Annotated in this window: 22 protein-coding genes; 17 read left to right on the forward strand and 5 right to left on the reverse strand. The window is 71.5% G+C overall.

Features of this window, described 5'->3' with window-relative positions; genetic code table 11:
* Positions 1 to 33: 33 nt before the first annotated feature.
* The 3 genes from IE178_RS31185 to IE178_RS31195 form a co-directional block, all read right to left on the reverse strand.
* Positions 34 to 1,032: a S1C family serine protease gene (locus tag IE178_RS31185; protein WP_193514568.1), complete on the reverse strand. Its 999-nt coding sequence runs from the start codon at positions 1,030 to 1,032 to the stop codon at positions 34 to 36.
* Positions 1,033 to 1,146: 114 nt separating this feature from the next.
* The gene (locus IE178_RS31190; protein ID WP_193514569.1) at positions 1,147 to 2,169 is read right to left on the reverse strand and encodes a LacI family DNA-binding transcriptional regulator; all 1,023 of its coding nucleotides are present in this window, start codon (positions 2,167 to 2,169) and stop codon (positions 1,147 to 1,149) included.
* Between the two features lie 107 nt (positions 2,170 to 2,276).
* Positions 2,277 to 3,056 carry a response regulator transcription factor gene (locus IE178_RS31195; protein ID WP_184766569.1) on the reverse strand — a complete coding sequence of 260 codons (780 nt, stop codon included), beginning with the start codon at positions 3,054 to 3,056 and terminating at the stop codon, positions 2,277 to 2,279.
* Between the two features lie 255 nt (positions 3,057 to 3,311).
* Between IE178_RS31195 and IE178_RS31200 the strand changes: the two genes are divergently transcribed.
* The 8 genes from IE178_RS31200 to IE178_RS31230 all read left to right on the forward strand — a co-directional run bounded on the left by IE178_RS31200 (position 3,312) and on the right by IE178_RS31230 (position 8,969).
* Positions 3,312 to 4,274: an alpha/beta hydrolase gene (locus IE178_RS31200; RefSeq protein WP_318280337.1), complete on the forward strand. Its 963-nt coding sequence runs from the start codon at positions 3,312 to 3,314 to the stop codon at positions 4,272 to 4,274.
* 40 nt (positions 4,275 to 4,314) lie between these two features.
* Entirely contained in the window at positions 4,315 to 4,569 is a 255-nt protein-coding gene (locus IE178_RS31205; RefSeq protein ID WP_184766571.1) for a MoaD/ThiS family protein, read from the forward strand.
* A gap of 3 nt (positions 4,570 to 4,572) precedes the next feature.
* A complete protein-coding gene (locus IE178_RS31210) occupies positions 4,573 to 5,676 on the forward strand; it encodes a hypothetical protein (protein ID WP_193514570.1) in 1,104 nt (367 codons plus the stop codon).
* A gap of 629 nt (positions 5,677 to 6,305) precedes the next feature.
* The gene (locus IE178_RS31215; RefSeq protein WP_193514571.1) at positions 6,306 to 7,046 is read left to right on the forward strand and encodes an LmeA family phospholipid-binding protein; all 741 of its coding nucleotides are present in this window, start codon (positions 6,306 to 6,308) and stop codon (positions 7,044 to 7,046) included.
* A 197-nt stretch (positions 7,047 to 7,243) separates the two neighbouring features.
* Positions 7,244 to 7,324, forward strand: a complete 81-nt coding sequence (locus IE178_RS36660) for a putative leader peptide (RefSeq protein ID WP_350310325.1) — start codon at positions 7,244 to 7,246, stop codon at positions 7,322 to 7,324.
* A 122-nt stretch (positions 7,325 to 7,446) separates the two neighbouring features.
* Positions 7,447 to 8,292 carry a sulfurtransferase gene (locus IE178_RS31220; RefSeq protein ID WP_193514572.1) on the forward strand — a complete coding sequence of 282 codons (846 nt, stop codon included), beginning with the start codon at positions 7,447 to 7,449 and terminating at the stop codon, positions 8,290 to 8,292.
* A gap of 41 nt (positions 8,293 to 8,333) precedes the next feature.
* Complete coding sequence (locus IE178_RS31225; protein WP_004986406.1) at positions 8,334 to 8,621, forward strand: DUF1416 domain-containing protein; 288 nt, start codon at positions 8,334 to 8,336, stop codon at positions 8,619 to 8,621.
* A gap of 87 nt (positions 8,622 to 8,708) precedes the next feature.
* Positions 8,709 to 8,969 (forward strand): DUF3099 domain-containing protein, encoded by a 261-nt coding sequence (locus tag IE178_RS31230; protein WP_184763981.1) that lies wholly within the window; start codon positions 8,709 to 8,711, stop codon positions 8,967 to 8,969.
* Between the two features lie 43 nt (positions 8,970 to 9,012).
* Here IE178_RS31230 and IE178_RS31235 read toward each other — a convergent pair whose 3' ends face one another.
* Positions 9,013 to 9,375: a DsrE family protein gene (locus tag IE178_RS31235; protein WP_193514573.1), complete on the reverse strand. Its 363-nt coding sequence runs from the start codon at positions 9,373 to 9,375 to the stop codon at positions 9,013 to 9,015.
* Positions 9,376 to 9,478: 103 nt separating this feature from the next.
* On the opposite strand from IE178_RS31235, the gene IE178_RS31240 reads away from it, so the two are divergent.
* The 8 genes from IE178_RS31240 (at position 9,479) to ygfZ (ending at position 14,707) form a co-directional block, all read left to right on the forward strand.
* Complete coding sequence (locus IE178_RS31240) at positions 9,479 to 10,318, forward strand: hypothetical protein (RefSeq protein ID WP_318280338.1); 840 nt, start codon at positions 9,479 to 9,481, stop codon at positions 10,316 to 10,318.
* Positions 10,315 to 11,112 carry a hypothetical protein gene (locus IE178_RS31245; protein ID WP_318280339.1) on the forward strand — a complete coding sequence of 266 codons (798 nt, stop codon included), beginning with the start codon at positions 10,315 to 10,317 and terminating at the stop codon, positions 11,110 to 11,112. The genes IE178_RS31240 and IE178_RS31245 overlap by 4 nt, the downstream gene beginning before the upstream one ends.
* Complete coding sequence (locus IE178_RS31250) at positions 11,109 to 11,954, forward strand: hypothetical protein (RefSeq protein WP_193514574.1); 846 nt, start codon at positions 11,109 to 11,111, stop codon at positions 11,952 to 11,954. Before IE178_RS31245 ends, IE178_RS31250 begins: the two co-directional genes overlap by 4 nt.
* 64 nt (positions 11,955 to 12,018) lie before the next feature.
* Positions 12,019 to 12,153 carry a hypothetical protein gene (locus tag IE178_RS36355; protein ID WP_268250077.1) on the forward strand — a complete coding sequence of 45 codons (135 nt, stop codon included), beginning with the start codon at positions 12,019 to 12,021 and terminating at the stop codon, positions 12,151 to 12,153.
* 23 nt (positions 12,154 to 12,176) lie between these two features.
* Complete coding sequence (locus tag IE178_RS31255; protein ID WP_184763978.1) at positions 12,177 to 12,752, forward strand: heme-binding beta-barrel domain-containing protein; 576 nt, start codon at positions 12,177 to 12,179, stop codon at positions 12,750 to 12,752.
* A gap of 264 nt (positions 12,753 to 13,016) precedes the next feature.
* Positions 13,017 to 13,265 carry a restriction endonuclease subunit S gene (locus tag IE178_RS31260; RefSeq protein WP_193514575.1) on the forward strand — a complete coding sequence of 83 codons (249 nt, stop codon included), beginning with the start codon at positions 13,017 to 13,019 and terminating at the stop codon, positions 13,263 to 13,265.
* Positions 13,266 to 13,294: 29 nt separating this feature from the next.
* Positions 13,295 to 13,732 (forward strand): Fur family transcriptional regulator, encoded by a 438-nt coding sequence (locus IE178_RS31265; RefSeq protein ID WP_193514576.1) that lies wholly within the window; start codon positions 13,295 to 13,297, stop codon positions 13,730 to 13,732.
* 9 nt (positions 13,733 to 13,741) lie between these two features.
* Positions 13,742 to 14,707 (forward strand): CAF17-like 4Fe-4S cluster assembly/insertion protein YgfZ, encoded by a 966-nt coding sequence (ygfZ, locus tag IE178_RS31270; protein WP_184763975.1) that lies wholly within the window; start codon positions 13,742 to 13,744, stop codon positions 14,705 to 14,707.
* Positions 14,708 to 14,713: 6 nt separating this feature from the next.
* Here ygfZ and dtd read toward each other — a convergent pair whose 3' ends face one another.
* The gene (gene dtd / locus IE178_RS31275) at positions 14,714 to 15,139 is read right to left on the reverse strand and encodes a D-aminoacyl-tRNA deacylase (RefSeq protein ID WP_184763974.1); all 426 of its coding nucleotides are present in this window, start codon (positions 15,137 to 15,139) and stop codon (positions 14,714 to 14,716) included.
* 177 nt (positions 15,140 to 15,316) lie between these two features.
* On the opposite strand from dtd, the gene IE178_RS31280 reads away from it, so the two are divergent.
* Positions 15,317 to 15,949: an RsiG family protein gene (locus IE178_RS31280; protein WP_193514577.1), complete on the forward strand. Its 633-nt coding sequence runs from the start codon at positions 15,317 to 15,319 to the stop codon at positions 15,947 to 15,949.
* The last annotated feature ends 66 nt before the right edge of the window (positions 15,950 to 16,015 follow it).

Consider the following 16,015-nt stretch of genomic DNA (forward strand, 5'->3'; position numbering starts at 1 on the left):
GGCTTCAGACTCGCACGTTTCCCGGGCGGAACGTCAGGTCGTGGAGCCGGAGCGCAGGGCCGGCAGGTCGGAGGTGACGGTGTTGACCGGGATGGCGAAGCCCAGGCCCACGCTGCCCGCGTCGGACGACGACGAACCGGTGCCGCCGGCCGAGTACATCGCGGAGTTGATGCCGATGATGTCGCCGTTCATGTCGATCAGCGCGCCGCCGGAGTTGCCGGGGTTCAGGGACGCGTCGGTCTGGATCGCCTTGTACGTGGTCGTGGAGCCGCCCGTGTCGCCGTTGAACTCCCGGCCGCCGTACTCGAAGGGCCAGCCGCCGCCCTGCTGCCGGCCCTGGCTCTCGTCCGTCGAGACGGTCACGTCACGGTCGAGGGCCGAGACGATGCCGCTGGTCACCGTGCCGGACAGGCCCTCGGGGGAGCCGATCGCCACGACCTGGTCGCCGACCCGCACCCCGTCGGAGTCGCCGAGGGTGGCCGCCCGCAGGCCGGAGGCGTTCTCCAGCTCGATCAGCGCGAGGTCCTTCTTGCTGTCGGTGCCGACGAGCTTCGCGGTGTACGTCGTGCCGTCACTGGTCCGCACCTTGATCGAGGAGGCCCCGGCGACGACGTGGTGGTTGGTGACGATCTCGCCGTCGTCGGTGATGATCACGCCGGAGCCGGTCGAGGATCCGGCGTCGGAGGTGGCGTCGACCTCGACGATGCTCGGGCCGACCGCCTCGGCGACGCCGGACACCGTGCCCTTCTGGCTGGACGGCACCACGTTCGTGCTGGTCGAGCTGGAGGACGTGATTGTGTCGTCGCCGGTCAGCTCCTGTACGCCGTAGGCCGTGCCGCCGCCCACGGCCGCCGCGACGATCGCCACCGCGGCGAGCAGGGCACCCGGCCCACGGGTCCGCTTCCTCCTCGTCGAGGGCGAGGGCGAGGCCTGCGCGGGCGCGGGCGTGTACGGCGGCGGGGGCGGCCACTCGGGGTTCACCTGGTGGGGGCTGCTCTCGTACGCGCCGCTGGGGCGGAGGCTCTCGGTCATGTCGATGAGCCTCGCGCCTGACGATGAGAGCAACCTGAGCGTGTGCTGAGAAGCCCGACAGAACCTCGTATGCCCGATATGAAGGTCTGCCGTCGGCGCCGATCGCGGGTGTGGCTACACGCAGCCGCAGGAGTGGCGGACCACCAGGCGGGACGGGAACACCTTCAGCCGTTCGCGGCGCGAGCCCGCGACCCGCAGGCCGTCGTCGAGGACGAGGTCGACCGCCGCGCGCGCCATCGCCGAGCGGTCGGAGGCCACCGTGGTCAGGGGCGGGTCGGCGAGCGGCGCCTCCTTGATGTCGTCGAACCCGGCGACCGCGAGCTCGCCGGGCACGTCGATGCGCAGCTCACGCGCGGCGCGCAGGACGCCGATCGCCTGGTCGTCGGTGGAGCAGAAGATCGCGGGCGGGCGGTTCGGGCCGGAGAGGATGTCCAGCGCTATGCGGTAGGCGTCGTAGCGGTTGTACGGGGCTTCGAAGAGGCGGCCCTCGGTCGGGATGCCGGCCTCCTCCATCGCGCGCCGCCAGCCCTCGACGTGGTCGGAGACCGGGTCACCGACGGCGGGGGTCTCCGCGGTGCCGCCGACACAGGCGACGTACTCGTTGCCGTGCTCCAGCAGGTGGCGTACGGCGAGCTGGGCGCCGCCGAGGTCGTCGGTGACGACGGCGACGTCGTCGATCGCCTCCGGGCGCTCGTGCAGCAGGACGACGCGGGCGTCCCAGGCCTCGATCTCGGCCGCGGCCAGGTCGTTCAGCGCGTGGCTGACCAGGATCAGACCGGAGACGCGCATGCCGAGGAAGGCACGCAGATAGTGGACCTCACGCTCACCGATGTAGTCGGTGTTGCCGACGAGCACCATCTTCCCGCGCTCGGACGCGGCCTGTTCGACCGCGTGCGCCATCTCGCCGAAGAAGGGCTGGCGGGCGTCCGGGATGATCAGGCCCAGGAGATCCGTGCGCCGGGACGCCATCGCCTGGGCGACCCGGTCCGGCCGGTACCCCAGCTCCTTGATCGCGGCGAGGACGCGCTCGCGCGTGGCCGGGGCGACCGGCCGGGGTCCGTTGTTGATGACGTAGCTCACGACGGCGGTGGACGTCCCCGCCAGCCGCGCCACATCATCCCTAGTCACCTTGGCCACGCGCGGAGTCTACGCGGATATACCAGTTCGGGGCAGGGTGTAAAAGAGCTTCCGAACAGCAGGGAAACGGCTCGTACGTGCGAACGCGACGCTCATGCGTGCGCCGGTCAGGCCTGTGCCCTGACGCCGGTGGCGCCCCGCGGGGTCGTCTCGTCCGCATCCGCCTCCTTTTGCCGGTCGCCCTGGGCCTTGGCCTCCTCGGCAGCCCGTTCGACCTTCTCCGGCGTAACGAATCGATAACCGACGTTCCGGACGGTGCCGATCAGCGACTCGTGCTCGGGGCCGAGCTTGGCGCGCAGGCGTCGTACGTGGACGTCGACCGTCCGGGTGCCGCCGAAGTAGTCGTAGCCCCAGACCTCCTGGAGGAGCTGGGCGCGGGTGAAGACCCGGCCGGGGTGCTGCGCGAGGTATTTCAGCAGCTCGAACTCCTTGAAGGTGAGGTCGAGGACCCTGCCCTTGAGCTTGGCCGAGTACGTCGCCTCGTCGACGGAGAGGTCGCCGTTGCGGATCTCCATCGGGGAGTCGTCGTTGACGATCTGCTGGCGGCCCATGGCCAGGCGAAGGCGCGCCTCGACCTCCGCCGGGCCCGCGGTGTCCAGGAGGACGTCGTCGATGCCCCAGTCCGCGGTGACGGCGGCGAGGCCGCCCTCGGTCACCACCAGGACGAGGGGGCAGCCGGGTCCTGTGGAGCGCAGCAGCTGGCACAGGCTGCGGACCTGCGGGAGGTCGCGCCGGCCGTCGACGAGGATGACGTCGGCGCCGGGGGTGTCGACGAGGGCCGGGCCCTCCGCGGGGGCCACCCGCACGTTGTGCAGGAGCAGGCCGAGGGCGGGGAGCACCTCCGTCGACGGCTGGAGCGCGTTGGTCAGGAGCAGCAGCGAACTCATCGCCCCTCACCTCCCCGGACCGGGGTCACCCGGAGACGGGTCACCCGGATCGGGGTCGTCCTGCGTTCGTGCACGGTTCGCTCGCCCATAACGTCTGGTTCCTCCTCGGTCCCTGCGAGGACGTTTACGGCACTGCTGTGTGCGTTCGACGGCCCGTATACCGGCGGATTCCCGCTTCGTATACAAAGCTGCCGAAAGCACAAAAGGACTCGGGGGCTTCACTGCCCGAGTCCTCTTCGCAGCACAATAGCCGACATGAGCACTGGTCCGGCAGGTCATGTGGCGCGATCCACCATTCGTCCATATCCCGAGACGTGCGATGTAACGCGGAGCGCTGGGTCCTTGCGGGCGTATGTGCGCACTGCGGACGGGGTGCCGATCGATTCCGTATACGAACCGCGGGCGGTTGTATACGACGGTTCTGGTTCCGGTGGTGGGACTGGTTACCGTTCCGGGTCGGGTTCCGGTGGTGGGGCTGGTTCCGGGTTTGGTTCCGGGTCCGGTTCCAGGTCCGGTTTCGGGTCCGGTTACGGGACTTCGTCACGTGATCTCGTGTTCGTGGTCGCGCACGGGTTCACCGGGGACGCGGACCGGCCGCATGTGCGGCGGGTGGCGCGGGCGCTGGTGCGGTACGGGGGAGTGGTGACGTTCTCCTTCCGGGGACACGGTGCGTCCGGCGGGCGGTCCACGGTCGGGGACCGGGAGGTGCTGGATCTCGCGGCGGTGGTGGGCTGGGCGCGGGAGCTGGGGCATACGCGGGTGGCGACCGTCGGGTTCTCGATGGGGGGCTCGGTGGTGCTGCGGCACGCGGCGCTCAGTCGGGAGGCGGGGGTGGACGCCGTGGTCTCCGTCAGTGCGCCCGCGCGGTGGTTCTACCGGGGGACCGCTCCGATGCGGCGGCTGCACTGGCTCGTGACCCGGCCTTCCGGGCGGCTGGTGGGGCGGTACGGGCTGCGGACGCGGATTCACCACCGCCAGTGGGATCCGGTGCCGTTGTCTCCGGTCGAGGCGGTGCCTCGGATCGCGCCCACGCCGCTGCTGATCGTGCACGGGGACCAGGACGGGTACTTCCCGCTCGACCATCCGCGGATGCTGGCGGCCGCCGCCGGTGAGGGCGGCGAGCTGTGGGTCGAGGCGGGGATGGGGCACGCCGAGAACGCGGCGCCGGAAGGCCTGTTGACGCGGATCGGGGACTGGGTGGTCGCCCGGGCGGGCTAGCCTGACGGTGTTCACCGTCAACCGATTGAGGAACCAGCAGATGGCAAAGGTCACGGTGCGGTACTGGGCCGCCGCCAAGGCCGCGGCCGGGGTGGCCGAGGAGCCGTACGAGGCGGCCACGCTCGCCGAGGCGCTCGACGCGGTGCGCGGGCGGCACTCCGGCGATCTCGCGCGCGTGCTGCTGCGGTGCTCGTTCCTGGTCGACGGTGATCCCGTGGGGACCCGCGCGCATGAGACGGTACGGCTGGCCGACGGCGGCACGGTCGAGGTGCTTCCGCCGTTCGCAGGAGGATGAGCGATGACGAACCAGCCGTACGGGTACGGGGCGTACGAGCCGTACCAGCAGCAGGGGCAGCAGGGGCAGCAAGGGCAGCAGGGGTGGCAGGCGCCGGGGCAGGCTTGGCCGGGGCAGCAGCCGGCGTACGGCGATCCGTACGCCGATCAGCAGTACACGCAGCAGTGGCAGGGGCAGACGTGGGAGACGCAGATGCAGCCGCCGGTGGCCGCGCCTGCGGAGGAGACGTCGTATCTGCCGCCTGTGCAGTCTCCTGTGCCGCCCGTCCAGCCGCAGGGGTACGCCGAGCCCGCGCCCACCGGGAGCGTCGAGGACGGACCCGAGTACGGGCCGGCAACGCTGGCCGGGAACACCCGCGTCACTGACGCGCAGCGGGCGCGGGCGGAGGGGCGTTCGCCGGTCATCGAGCCCGGGATGCAGCCGGCGGTGCTCACCGCGCTGCTGGGACTGCTGCTCGCGGGCGGGGCGGCGCTGGGTACGTACGGGCTTCTTGTGCCGCTGGTGGTGCTGCAGGGGGTCACGGCGGCGGGCTGGTTCCGGCTGAACGGCATGTGGCCGGCGCGGCAGGGGATCGCGCTGGGCTTCTTGGGCGCGCTGGTCGCGGACGCGGCGCTGCTGGTGTCCGACCGCTCGCCGGCGGCGATCCTGGGGTCGCTGGGGGTGTGGGTGCTGCTGTCGCTGGTGTTGCAGCTGCGGTCGCACGCGGATCCCGACGAGCGGATGTACGGGCTGATGGCGACGGTCGCGGCGGCGGCGCTGGCGATCGCGGCGGGCGGGTACCTGGCGGCGGACGCGGATGCGGTGACCGTGGGGGCGGTCGCCGTGGCGGCGGCGGTGGTGGCGCGGGCGTTGCCGTTGCCGACGGCGGTGTCCGTGGTGGTCGCGCTGGCTGTGGCGGCGGGGGCGGGGTTCGCGGTGGGCGGGGTTACGGGGCTGGGTGCCTCGGGTGCGCTGCTGGGAGCGGGGGCGGCGGTCTGCGCGCTGATCGGTCACCGGGTCGCGAGCTACGACTATCCGTCGCGGTTCGTCCACTTCACGGCGGGCGTGGCCCTTCCGCTGGCCGCGGCGGCACCTGCGGTGTACGTACTGGGCCGGCTGGTCGGCTGACGGCCGTGGGCCGTGGGCCGTGGGCCGTGGGCCGTGGGGCGGATGCCTGCGGTGCGGCGTTCGGTTCGGTGGGGGTGCGGGTTGTCTGCCTGCGGCGCAGCTGCGGGTTGTGTGGTTGTTGCGGTAGCGCCTGTGGGTGGTGGGTGGGTCGGGGCCGGGTCGGGGGTGTCCGTCCTCGGACCGGCGCGGAATCGGTTACTTGAGAAGCGGGGGTGCGGACGCGCCAGCCACTGCGGGCGGACACCCCCGCCCCGTCCCCTTCGCGCCGTACGCGGCCATCGCCGCCCACCGCGGGCAGCCCCTGCCGCCCACCGCGGGCAGCCCCTGCCGCCCACAGCGGGCAGTCGTGCCGCTGGGGCGATGGGGGTCCCCCCGCTCGGGCGAAGCCGAGAGTGGGGGAGGGTGGGCGCGGCGGCACCCCGTAGGCGCCGGGCTGCGCGACCACCCCCCGGCCCGCCCCTACACCGGCCCACCAGGGAACGCGCTCACCCCGCCCTCGCCGGCGCAGCCCCTGTCACAGGTGATCGACAATTCTCCGGTCCCGCCCACCCCAGGGTTACCCTCGCGCTGGACGACCGCCCGGTCGTCGGGGGCCGCCGTCATCACCAGCCACGTGGGGGAAACACCGCATGCGCGCACTGCGAATACTGCTCATCATCATCGTGATAGTGGGCGGAATCTTCGTCATCGTGGACCGCGTCGCGGTCAACCTCGCCGAGGGCGAGGCGGCGGACCGCCTGAAGGCGACCGAGAACCTGACGGCCACCCCCGACGTGTCGATCGAGGGCTTCCCGTTCCTCACCCAGGTGGCCGGCGGCTCCCTCGACGAGGTGCAGGTCGGGATCCAGGACTACGAGGCGACCACCGGCGACGGCGCCGAGAAGATCCGCATCGGGGACCTCCGCGCCGACATGAGGGGTGTCGACTTCTCCAGCGACTTCAGCTCCGCCGTCGCCGACAGCGCGACCGGTACGGCCACCGTGGCCTACGACGAACTGCTGAAGACCGCCAAGTCCGAGCCCACGCAGGTCGCCCCCGGGGTCACGGCCAAGGTCATCGGCCTGTCCGACGGCGGCAACGGGAAGATCAAGGTCGCCGTGGAGGTGGAGACCGCGCTGGGCAAGCTGCCCGAGCCCGTCTCCGTGCTCAGCTCGGTGACCGTCGTGGACGGTGACACCGTGCGCGTGCAGGCCGACGCGCTGCCCGAGTTCGGTGGGGCCGAGCTGGCCGAGTCGCGGGTGCGGCGGATCACCGACTTCGAGCAGAAGATCGACGGACTGCCCGGCGGAATCCGGCTGGACAAGGTCGAGGCGGCGAAGAACGGTGTGGACATCACGGTGACGGGTTCCGACGTCCGTCTGGTCGGGTAGGGAACGGTTCGGCGGACAGGGGCGTCCGACAGGCGAGACGGGTGCGTCCGCAGGGCAGGTGTGGGAGGGGATGCCGGAGGGCGCGGGGCGGGCGGGGGCCGGTCCGCAGGGCGATGTATCCCACATTGCGGACGATCGCGTCTCATGATGCGACACGCCGGTGACACGTATGCCTGTGCGTCCCTACGATCGTCCTCATGAAGCGACAGGCGGATCTCACGAAGCGGCGGGCAGTAGACCTGTGCCGTGTCGCCGCCATGCTCTGTCGCACCTTCTGAGCGGACGCGTCGACGTCCGTGTTCCCCCGCCCCGCTGAGGGCACCCGTGCGCCGGTCCGTCGAGGACGCGCGCACCCTCTCACCCGCACGCCCCGCCGCAACTGCCCCGGAGGAGAAAGAGCATGAGTCGCAGCGACGTCCTGGTCGACGCCGATTGGCTCCAGGAGCACCTGGACGACCCGACCATCGCCATCGTCGAGGTGGACGAGGACACGTCCGCCTACGAGAAGAACCACATCAAGAACGCCATCCGGATCGACTGGACGCAGGACCTGCAGGACCCGGTCCGCCGCGACTTCGTCGACCAGGCGGGCTTCGAGAAGCTCCTGTCGGAGAAGGGCATCGGCAACGACCACACGGTCGTGCTCTACGGCGGCAACAACAACTGGTTCGCGTCGTACGCCTACTGGTACTTCAAGCTGTACGGCCACGAGAACGTCAAGCTCCTCGACGGCGGCCGCAAGAAGTGGGAGCTGGACGCCCGCGAGCTGGTCCCCGGTGACGAGGTGCCGGAGCGGGCGAAGACCGAGTACAAGGCCAAGGCGCAGGACACGTCGATCCGTGCCTTCCGCGACGACGTCGTGGCCGCCATCGGCAACCAGAACCTGGTCGACGTGCGCTCGCCCGACGAGTTCTCCGGCAAGCTGCTCGCCCCGGCCCACCTGCCGCAGGAGCAGTCGCAGCGCCCGGGACACGTCCCGTCGGCCGCCAACATCCCGTGGTCGAAGAACGCCAACGACGACGGCACCTTCAAGTCGGACGACGAGCTCAAGGCCCTCTACGAGGACGAGCAGGTCGACCTGGCCAAGGACACCATCGCCTACTGCCGCATCGGTGAGCGCTCCGCGCTGACCTGGTTCGTGCTGCACGAGCTGCTCGGTGTGGAGAACGTCAAGAACTATGACGGCTCCTGGACCGAGTACGGCTCCCTCGTCGGCGTGCCGATCGAGCTCGGCTCCGGCAAGTAACCCCTCCCGACCGACCTCTTCCGACCCCCTAGGAGTACGACATGTGCGGTGCGAAGGCCGGCGGCCCGGACGCCTCGACGATCAAGCCCGGTGAGACCACCATCCAGGGTCAGGTGACCCGCGACGGCGAGCCGGTGACGGGCTACGTCCGTCTGCTGGACTCGACCGGCGAGTTCACCGCGGAGGTCCCGACCTCCGCCACCGGACAGTTCCGCTTCTACGCGGCCGAGGGCACCTGGACCGTTCGTGCCCTGGTGCCCGGCGGCACCGCCGACCGCACGGTCGTCGCCCAGCAGGGCGGTCTGGCCGAGGTCGCCATCGCGGTCTGAGGGCGCGCGACGGCCGAAGGGCCGCATCCCGTGGGTTGGACGCCCGGGATGCGGCCCTTCGGCGTGCCCCGGACCTACGCTGGACGTATGTACGCGCGCAGGCGGCACGCCTACTTCGCCATGATGGGCACCTGCATCGGGTTGTTCGTCCTGGCCTGGGCTGTGGTGCGGCTCTGGTCGGTGCCGGTGGCCGTGGGCATGTGCCTGGTGGCCATGGTCATCCCGCCGGTCGCCGCGATGGTCGCCAACCGGCGGGGTCCGGAGGACCGCTGGTGGGACGACCCGTCCGGCGACCCGAAGTCCGACGAGTGGTGGGACGAGCTGGACGGCAGGAAGCGGCCCCGGTAGGGCCGGGCGCCTTGAGGGCGCGGCACTCGCCCCTCGGCACGTCTCAGTAGACGAGCGCCTGTGTCCCGTCGGCCAGGGCCTCCTGCACGAAGACCTGGGCGCCGGCGATCCGTACGCCCTCGATGACGTCCTTCTCCGTGATGTCGCGGCGGGCCGCGCACTGGGTGCACAGGGTGACCCGGCCGGTGGCCAGGATCGAGTCCAGCAGGTCGGGCAGCGGGGCGGCGTGCGGCAGCTCGAACTCGGCGGCGCGGCCCGGCAGGGCGAACCACGCGGACTCCCCGGTGAGCCAGAGGGAGACCTCGACACCGCTGGCCGCGGCCACCGCGGCCACCGTGAACGCCTGCGAGCAGCGTTCGGGGGCGTCGGTTCCCGCGGTCACCTTGATCACAAGCTTCTTCGCCATGACCGAATCGTAATCACGCCCGCTACAACTTCGGCCGGTGGCTGTCGGTCTCCTGTGCGCGCGTTCGACGGAATGCGCGCTTCACTCTCTGTGGGGGGACGTGTTGGAACAACCCGAAGAAGTAACCGACGCCCCGGACGCGCCGAGATCGTCCGGTACGGCGGATGCCGTCCAGGCACCGGTCACCGCCGCGCCGGTGCCGGACGCCGCGGCGGCAGCCGTGCCGGACGTGGCTCCGAAGCGCCGGCGAGGCCGGACCGGCGCGCTGATCGGCGTCGCCGCCGCCCTGGGGCTGGTCGCCGGTACCTGTGCCGGATACCTCGTGCAGGCCGACCGGGAGCCCACCCCGCTGCCTCCGCTGTCGCAGCCGGTGCTGCCGCAGGCGAAGGGCAAGGGGCCCGAGCCCCTGTCGGCAGCGCAGGACCGGCGGGTGAAGACCGACGGCGACCTGCGCGAGCTGCTGCTCGACAGGCCACGCGGGGCGAAGCGGACCGAGTGGACCGAGGGCTCCGACGGGTGGCTGGACCTGGCCGCCTACGCCGACCGCTTCGAGAAGCCCGATGTGGCGTTCGGCCAGCTCGTGCAGGACCGGTTCCGCCGGGCGGTCGTGACCGGCTGGGAGGTCGGCGACGACTACACCGTGGACATCCGCCTCGTCCAGTACCGCCAGGAGGAGGCCGCCTCGGCGGCCGAGGTCGGTGTCGAAGCGCAGTACTGGCCGGAGCAGGAGCGCCACGACAGCTGGCCGATACCCGGCACCGGCGAGGGCAGGGCGTACGTGCTGGCCGAACCCCGGACCGAGGACGGCTATCAGTCCCTGTACGGCGCGGAGGCGCACGCCGCCCGCGGGGACATCACCATGGAGATCTACGTGTACGGGACCAAGCCCGTACCCAAGAAAATGATCATGAGTTTGGCCGAGCGGCAGATGGAGCGGCTGTGAGCGAGACACCCCACGAGCCGGTGGGATCCGAGGTGCCCGCCCGCGAGCCGGCGCGGCGTGGCCGCCGTATCGCCGCCGTCGCCGGTTCCCTGCTGCTGGCCGGTGCCGTCGTCGCGGGCGTCGGCTACACCGCCGTGACGGTGAACGGCGCCGACCGGGACGCGGGAGCCCCGTCCTGGAAGTTCCCCAAGGCGGTGGCCGGCACCGAGAAGGAGCCCGCGCCGCGGGGCCTCGCCGGCATGCTCGTGCCGTACGGGTACGACAACTCGCTCCGGGGGCCGGACCTCGGCGAGTTCGGCTCGGACGCGCAACTCAGCGGTGCCCGGGCCACGGCACTGCAGAAGGAGTCGCTGCGCGATCTTCCGCGCTCCGAGCGCAAGCGGCTGGAGCGGGAGATCGACAGGCGGCGCATCACCGGCATGGCGATGCGCAGCTACGTCAGTGGGTCGGCCAGCGTCTACCAGGAGGAGGACGTCTACACGGTGGCCATCGTGCTCGCCCAGATGGACAACCGGGACGCCGTGCGGGACCTCGCACGGTTCCAGACCGATTTCCTCGACTCCCTGGACATCTTCCGCAAGGGGCCGGAGATCGAGGGTCACAAGGACGCCGACTGCTATCTGCCGCCAAAGGACGAGGACGAGGCCCTCGACACCATGTTCTGCTCCGCCCACGTGGGAGACGTCCTGGTCACCGTCACCGCGGACGGCGTGGCGCCCCTCGACACCGCGGGTGTCGCCGTACTGCTCGGTCAGCAGCTGGACCGCATCGCCGAACCGGGGAAGGCCGTATGACCGAGCAGCAGCAGATCGTCGTACCCGCCCCGCCCGAGGAGCCGCCGGCCGTACCGGCCGACCCTCAGGCGCCGGTGCGCAAGGACCGCCGGGTGCTGCGCGCCGCCCTGCGCTGGACCGCGGCCGTCGTCGTCTTCGCGGCGGTCGGCGCGGGAACGGCGTACGGCATCACCGGGATGGAGCGCACGGACGTACCCGGCCTGGCGACGGAGTCCGACGGGCGGTGGGAGTACCCGCCGCTGACGAAGCCGCCGCTGCCGTCCGGCAGCCCCGGGCCGCAGGCGGAGTCCAACCCGGCCGGCACCCACCACGCGGACCTGCGTGCCCTCCTGCTGCCCGCTCCGAAGGGGACCGGGGAGAACGAGGCGCTGCGCGGCTCGGACGGCTGGCTGGCGACGGAGGACTTCCTGAAGGAGTACGCGAAGGAGGACCGGGACGCTTTCCGGCAGCAGCTCGTGGACGGCGGTCTGCGGCACATCGCCGCCCGCGGCTGGACCACCGAGGACGGCACCCGGACCCGTGTCTACCTGCTGCAGTTCGACACCGCGGCCGTGGTGGAGGACACCTTCTTCCGGCCCCTGTTCCCGTACGGCGCCCCCTCCCATCCCGTCCGGGGAGCCGTGACCGTCGGCCCCGACGAGACCTTCCCGGAGGAGGCGGCCGTCGCCGGCGTCCAGGGCAGGTTCTACGCCGAGTCCAGGCCCTACGCCGCCGAACACGACCGTCAGGCCTACCTGGCCGCCGGTGACGTCCTCGCGGTGGTGCTGCAGTCCCGCAAGGGGACCGCGCACGCCGTGCCGTTCCGGCAGACGGTGGTGTTGCAGAGCCAGCTGCTGGGCTGAGCGCGGGAGGCGCACCTCGCACGACAGGGGCCGGACCCGGCCGCGTAAGCTGGGGTCCGGCCCCGTGCACAGCACCGCACCCCCGCTCAAGGAGCACCCTGTGGAGATCTTCTTCGAAATCCTGTTGGTCCTGGTTGCCGTCGGCGTTCTCGCCTTCGCCGGGCTGACCGTGAAGAAGCTGTACCAGGGCCAGCGCTGATCCGACACCAGGAAGTTCCGCTCATGATCGAGATCCCGTCCGACCTGCACAAGGACCTCGTCCCGCTCGCCTTCCTGCTCGGCACCTGGGCGGGCGCGGGCGTGCACGACTTCCCCGGCGCCGAGAAGTGCAACTTCGGGCAGGAGGTCACCTTCACCCACGACGGCCGTGACTTCCTGGAGTACGGCTCCCGCACGTGGGTGCTGGACGGCGACGGCAACAAGGTCCGGCCACTGGAGTCCGAGCACGGCTTCTGGCGGATCGACGCCGACCGCAAGGTCGAGGTGACGATGACCCGCGACGACGGCGTCATCGAGATCTGGTACGGCGAGCTGGCCGCCAAGAAGCCGCAGATCGACCTGGTCACGGACGCGGTGGCGCGCACCGCCGCCGCGCAGCCGTACAGCGGCGGCAAGCGGCTGTACGGCTACGTCAAGAGCGACCTGATGTGGGTCGGCGAGAAGCAGACCCCCGAGGTCGAGCTGCGCCCCTACATGTCGGCGCACCTGAAGAAGGTCGTCACGCCGGAGGAGGTCGAGCGCTGGGCGAAGGCCCTGCCCGACGACATGCCGGACGACGGGATCGCCTTCTTCAAGTAGGCACACGGTTTCCAGACGTCCCCCCGGGCCGCTCCGGCCCGGGGGGACGTCGTGCGTGGGGGGCCGTAGCGGATGTGTGAACCGCGCACCCCGAGGCGCTGTTCGTGGCGGGCGAGGGGCTGGGGCGACGGCTCTCCCGGACCCAGTGGGCCCTGACCGACGGCGACATCGTGCGGCTGTTGGCGGGAGTACGTGTCCTGGAACGCGGTCAGGGCAACCGGTCACCGTTTCCCCGGCACCCCCGGACTGAGCAGGGCGGTGCCAGTGTCGGGTATCGGCCGGGGGCACAGTTCGGATCCCCATGTGTACGTCCGGCCGCCACTCAGCCTCCGCACACTGGGCGAGCTGCCCGTCCTCGTGCCACCGACCGCGGAGCAGGAGAGCATCGGCGCCACGCTCGCCGCGCTCGATGCCAAGATTCAGACACATACCGAGATCGCCCGCGTGACCCGCGACTACCGCAGTGTGCTCGCCGACGCCTTGATGACAGGCGTTCTGCCCACCGAGCCGTGATCCGGTCCGCCCCGGCTTAGACTCGAGGTGTGGTGAGCACCGACTGGAAGAGCGACCTCAGGCAGCGCGGCTACCGGCTGACGCCGCAGCGCCAACTCGTGCTCGAAGCCGTCGACACCCTTGAGCACGCGACCCCCGACGACATCCTCGTGGAAGTGCGGAAGACGGCGTCGGGGGTCAACATCTCCACCGTGTACCGCACGCTGGAGCTGCTGGAGGAGCTGGGCCTGGTCAGCCACGCCCACCTCGGGCACGGCGCCCCGACGTACCACCTCGCCGACCGGCACCACCATCTGCACCTGGTCTGCCGTGACTGCACCGAGGTCATCGAGGCGGACGTGGAGGTGGCCGCCGAGTTCACGGCCAAGCTGCGGGACACCTTCGGCTTCGACACCGACATGAAGCACTTCGCGATCTTCGGCAGGTGCGGGGACTGTTCCCTGAAGGCTTCAACTACCGAGTCGTAGGCTGGTCGTATGAAGAGCCCTCTGCTGACCCTGCCCGGCGCCGTCCCCGCCGAAGGCGTGGACGAAGGCGTGGCCGCCCACTACGGGGATCTGTTCCGCGAGCAGCGCGCCCTCGCCGACGGCACCGGTTTCGTCGACCTGTCCCACCGCGGGGTGGTCACCGTCTCCGGGCCGGAACGGCTCGGCTGGCTGCATCTGCTGCTCACCCAGCACGTCAGCGACCTCCCGCCGCACCAAGCCACCGAGGCCCTGATCCTCTCCGCCAACGGACACATCGAGCACGCGCTCTATCTCGTCGACGACGGGGAGACGGTCTGGGCGCACGTCGAGCCCGGCACCCAGGAGGCGCTGATCGCGTACCTGGAGTCGATGAAGTTCTTCTACCGGGTCGAGGTCGCCGACCGCACCGCCGACATCGCGGTGGTGCACCTGCCGGCCGGGTCCATCGCGGAGGTGCCCGAGGGCGTCGCGGTCCGCGAGACGCCGTACGGCCGTGATCTGTTCCTGCCCCGGGGCGACCTGGAGGCGTACGCGGAGAAGGCGGGGCCGGCGGCCGGGATCCTCGCGCACGAGGCGCTGCGGGTCGAGCAGCACCGGCCGCGGCTCGGCTTCGAGACCGATCACCGCACCATCCCGCACGAGCTGGGCTGGATCGGCGGTGCCGTGCATCTGCAGAAGGGCTGCTACCGGGGCCAGGAGACGGTCGCCCGGGTGCAGAACCTGGGGAAGCCGCCGCGCCGGCTGGTCTTCCTGCATCTGGACGGCAGCGAGGTGCATCTGCCGACGCCGGGGACCGGGATCCGGCTGGCGGACGAGGGCCCGGACGGGCGCAGGGTCGGGTTCGTCACCACGTCCGTGCGCCACTTCGAGCTGGGGCCGGTCGCGCTCGCGCTGGTGAAGCGGAACGTGCCGGTGGACGCGCGGCTGATCGCCGGGGAGACCGCGGCGGCGCAGGAGACCGTCGTCGAGCCCTGACCCGCTTCAGATGTCGAGCAGGACGGTGAACGGGCCGTCGTTGGTCAGCGACACCTTCATCCGCGCGCCGAAGCGGCCCGTCGCCACCGTCGCGCCCAGGGCGCGCAGCCGGGTGACCACCTCGTCGACCAGCGGCTCGGCGAGGTCGCCGGGGGCGGCGGCGTTCCAGGTGGGGCGGCGGCCCTTGCGGGCGTCGCCGTACAGGGTGAACTGGCTGATCACCAGCAGCGGGGCGCCGATGTCGCTGCACGACTTCTCGTCCTGGAGCATCCGGATCGACCAGAGCTTGCGGGCGAGCTGGGCCGCCTTCTCCTTGGTGTCCTCGTGGGTGACCCCGACGAGGACGCACAGCCCCTCGCCCTCGATCGCCCCCACCGTCTCGCCGTCCACGACGACGCTCGCGCCGTCGACCCTCTGCACCACCGCACGCATACGACCATGATGCCGGTCGGCGAACGGCCGACCGACGGCGGCCCACGCGGTCCCCCGGTCGGGCTATTTTTACTCCTTAGCGCCCATCTGGGGCGGATCGGGGACACTCGCTCACATAGTGGCCGCTTGGGGTGGCACGATGCTGGCACATGCCGGTTGAGGGGACGGTTGAGGCATATGAGCACACCGGGAGTGGGGCAGCCGCCTGCGGCTGTCCCGTTGACCCAGGCGGGATTCGGGGAGCGCGAGTTCCACCGGCCGCCCACGCAGCGCACGGACAGCCCGGTGCTGCCCGAGGACGGACCGGCGGCCGATCCGGCCGTGCCCGGCCTGCCCGAGCTGCGCAGGATGCGGCGTGAGGCGCAGCGGGACGAGGCCGACCTCAGTTATGTGCGGCGGCTGCTGCAGGGGAGGATCGACATCCTGCGGGCGGAGCTGGCCCGGCGGGTCCCGGGGTGCGTGCCCTCGGCCGTCGCGCAGGGGGACGCGTCGGTCGTGGAGCGGCTGTCGGAGATCCTGCGGGACGGCCCGGCCCGGCACCGGTCCTCCGCCCGTCATGTGACGCTGGGGACGCCGCGGAGCGAGGAGTACCGGCGGCTGGCGGCCGAGATGCTCGCCGAGGTGGAGCTGTCCGATCTGGGCGCGCGCACGGACGGGGAGCTGAGCACCGCGATGGGGCGGCTCGTGCGGTACGAGCAGCAGGTGTCCCGGCGGCGGCAGCGGTTGCAGCGTACGGCCGACGAGTGCGGCGCGGAGATCGCGCGCCGGTACCGCGAGGGGGAGGCGCAGGTCGACGACCTGCTCGGGTGAGCCGGAGCGGGCGGGGCCGGGGGAAACCGCTTCGACACCCGCCGCGCGGCCGACCTACCGTGAGCC

This window comes from Streptomyces griseoloalbus, from assembly GCA_014650015.1.
In the GTDB taxonomy this organism is placed as follows: Bacteria; Actinomycetota; Actinomycetes; order Streptomycetales; family Streptomycetaceae; genus Streptomyces; species Streptomyces griseoloalbus.

Bases quoted from the DNA above. Each gene is read 5' to 3' on its own strand.
- IE178_RS31185 (WP_193514568.1), bottom strand. From the start codon at position 1,032: ATGACCGAGAGCCTCCGCCCCAGCGGCGCGTACGAGAGCAGCCCCCAC.
- IE178_RS31195 (WP_184766569.1), bottom strand. From the start codon at position 3,056: ATGAGTTCGCTGCTGCTCCTGACCAACGCGCTCCAGCCGTCGACGGAG.
- IE178_RS31200 (WP_318280337.1), top strand. From the start codon at position 3,312: ATGAGCACTGGTCCGGCAGGTCATGTGGCGCGATCCACCATTCGTCCA.
- IE178_RS31205 (WP_184766571.1), top strand. From the start codon at position 4,315: ATGGCAAAGGTCACGGTGCGGTACTGGGCCGCCGCCAAGGCCGCGGCC.
- IE178_RS31210 (WP_193514570.1), top strand. From the start codon at position 4,573: ATGACGAACCAGCCGTACGGGTACGGGGCGTACGAGCCGTACCAGCAG.
- IE178_RS31215 (WP_193514571.1), top strand. From the start codon at position 6,306: ATGCGCGCACTGCGAATACTGCTCATCATCATCGTGATAGTGGGCGGA.
- IE178_RS36660 (WP_350310325.1), top strand. From the start codon at position 7,244: ATGAAGCGACAGGCGGATCTCACGAAGCGGCGGGCAGTAGACCTGTGC.
- IE178_RS31220 (WP_193514572.1), top strand. From the start codon at position 7,447: ATGAGTCGCAGCGACGTCCTGGTCGACGCCGATTGGCTCCAGGAGCAC.
- IE178_RS31225 (WP_004986406.1), top strand. From the start codon at position 8,334: ATGTGCGGTGCGAAGGCCGGCGGCCCGGACGCCTCGACGATCAAGCCC.
- IE178_RS31230 (WP_184763981.1), top strand. From the start codon at position 8,709: ATGTACGCGCGCAGGCGGCACGCCTACTTCGCCATGATGGGCACCTGC.
- IE178_RS31235 (WP_193514573.1), bottom strand. From the start codon at position 9,375: ATGGCGAAGAAGCTTGTGATCAAGGTGACCGCGGGAACCGACGCCCCC.
- IE178_RS31250 (WP_193514574.1), top strand. From the start codon at position 11,109: ATGACCGAGCAGCAGCAGATCGTCGTACCCGCCCCGCCCGAGGAGCCG.
- IE178_RS31255 (WP_184763978.1), top strand. From the start codon at position 12,177: ATGATCGAGATCCCGTCCGACCTGCACAAGGACCTCGTCCCGCTCGCC.
- ygfZ (WP_184763975.1), top strand. From the start codon at position 13,742: ATGAAGAGCCCTCTGCTGACCCTGCCCGGCGCCGTCCCCGCCGAAGGC.
- dtd (WP_184763974.1), bottom strand. From the start codon at position 15,139: ATGCGTGCGGTGGTGCAGAGGGTCGACGGCGCGAGCGTCGTCGTGGAC.
- IE178_RS31280 (WP_193514577.1), top strand. From the start codon at position 15,317: ATGAGCACACCGGGAGTGGGGCAGCCGCCTGCGGCTGTCCCGTTGACC.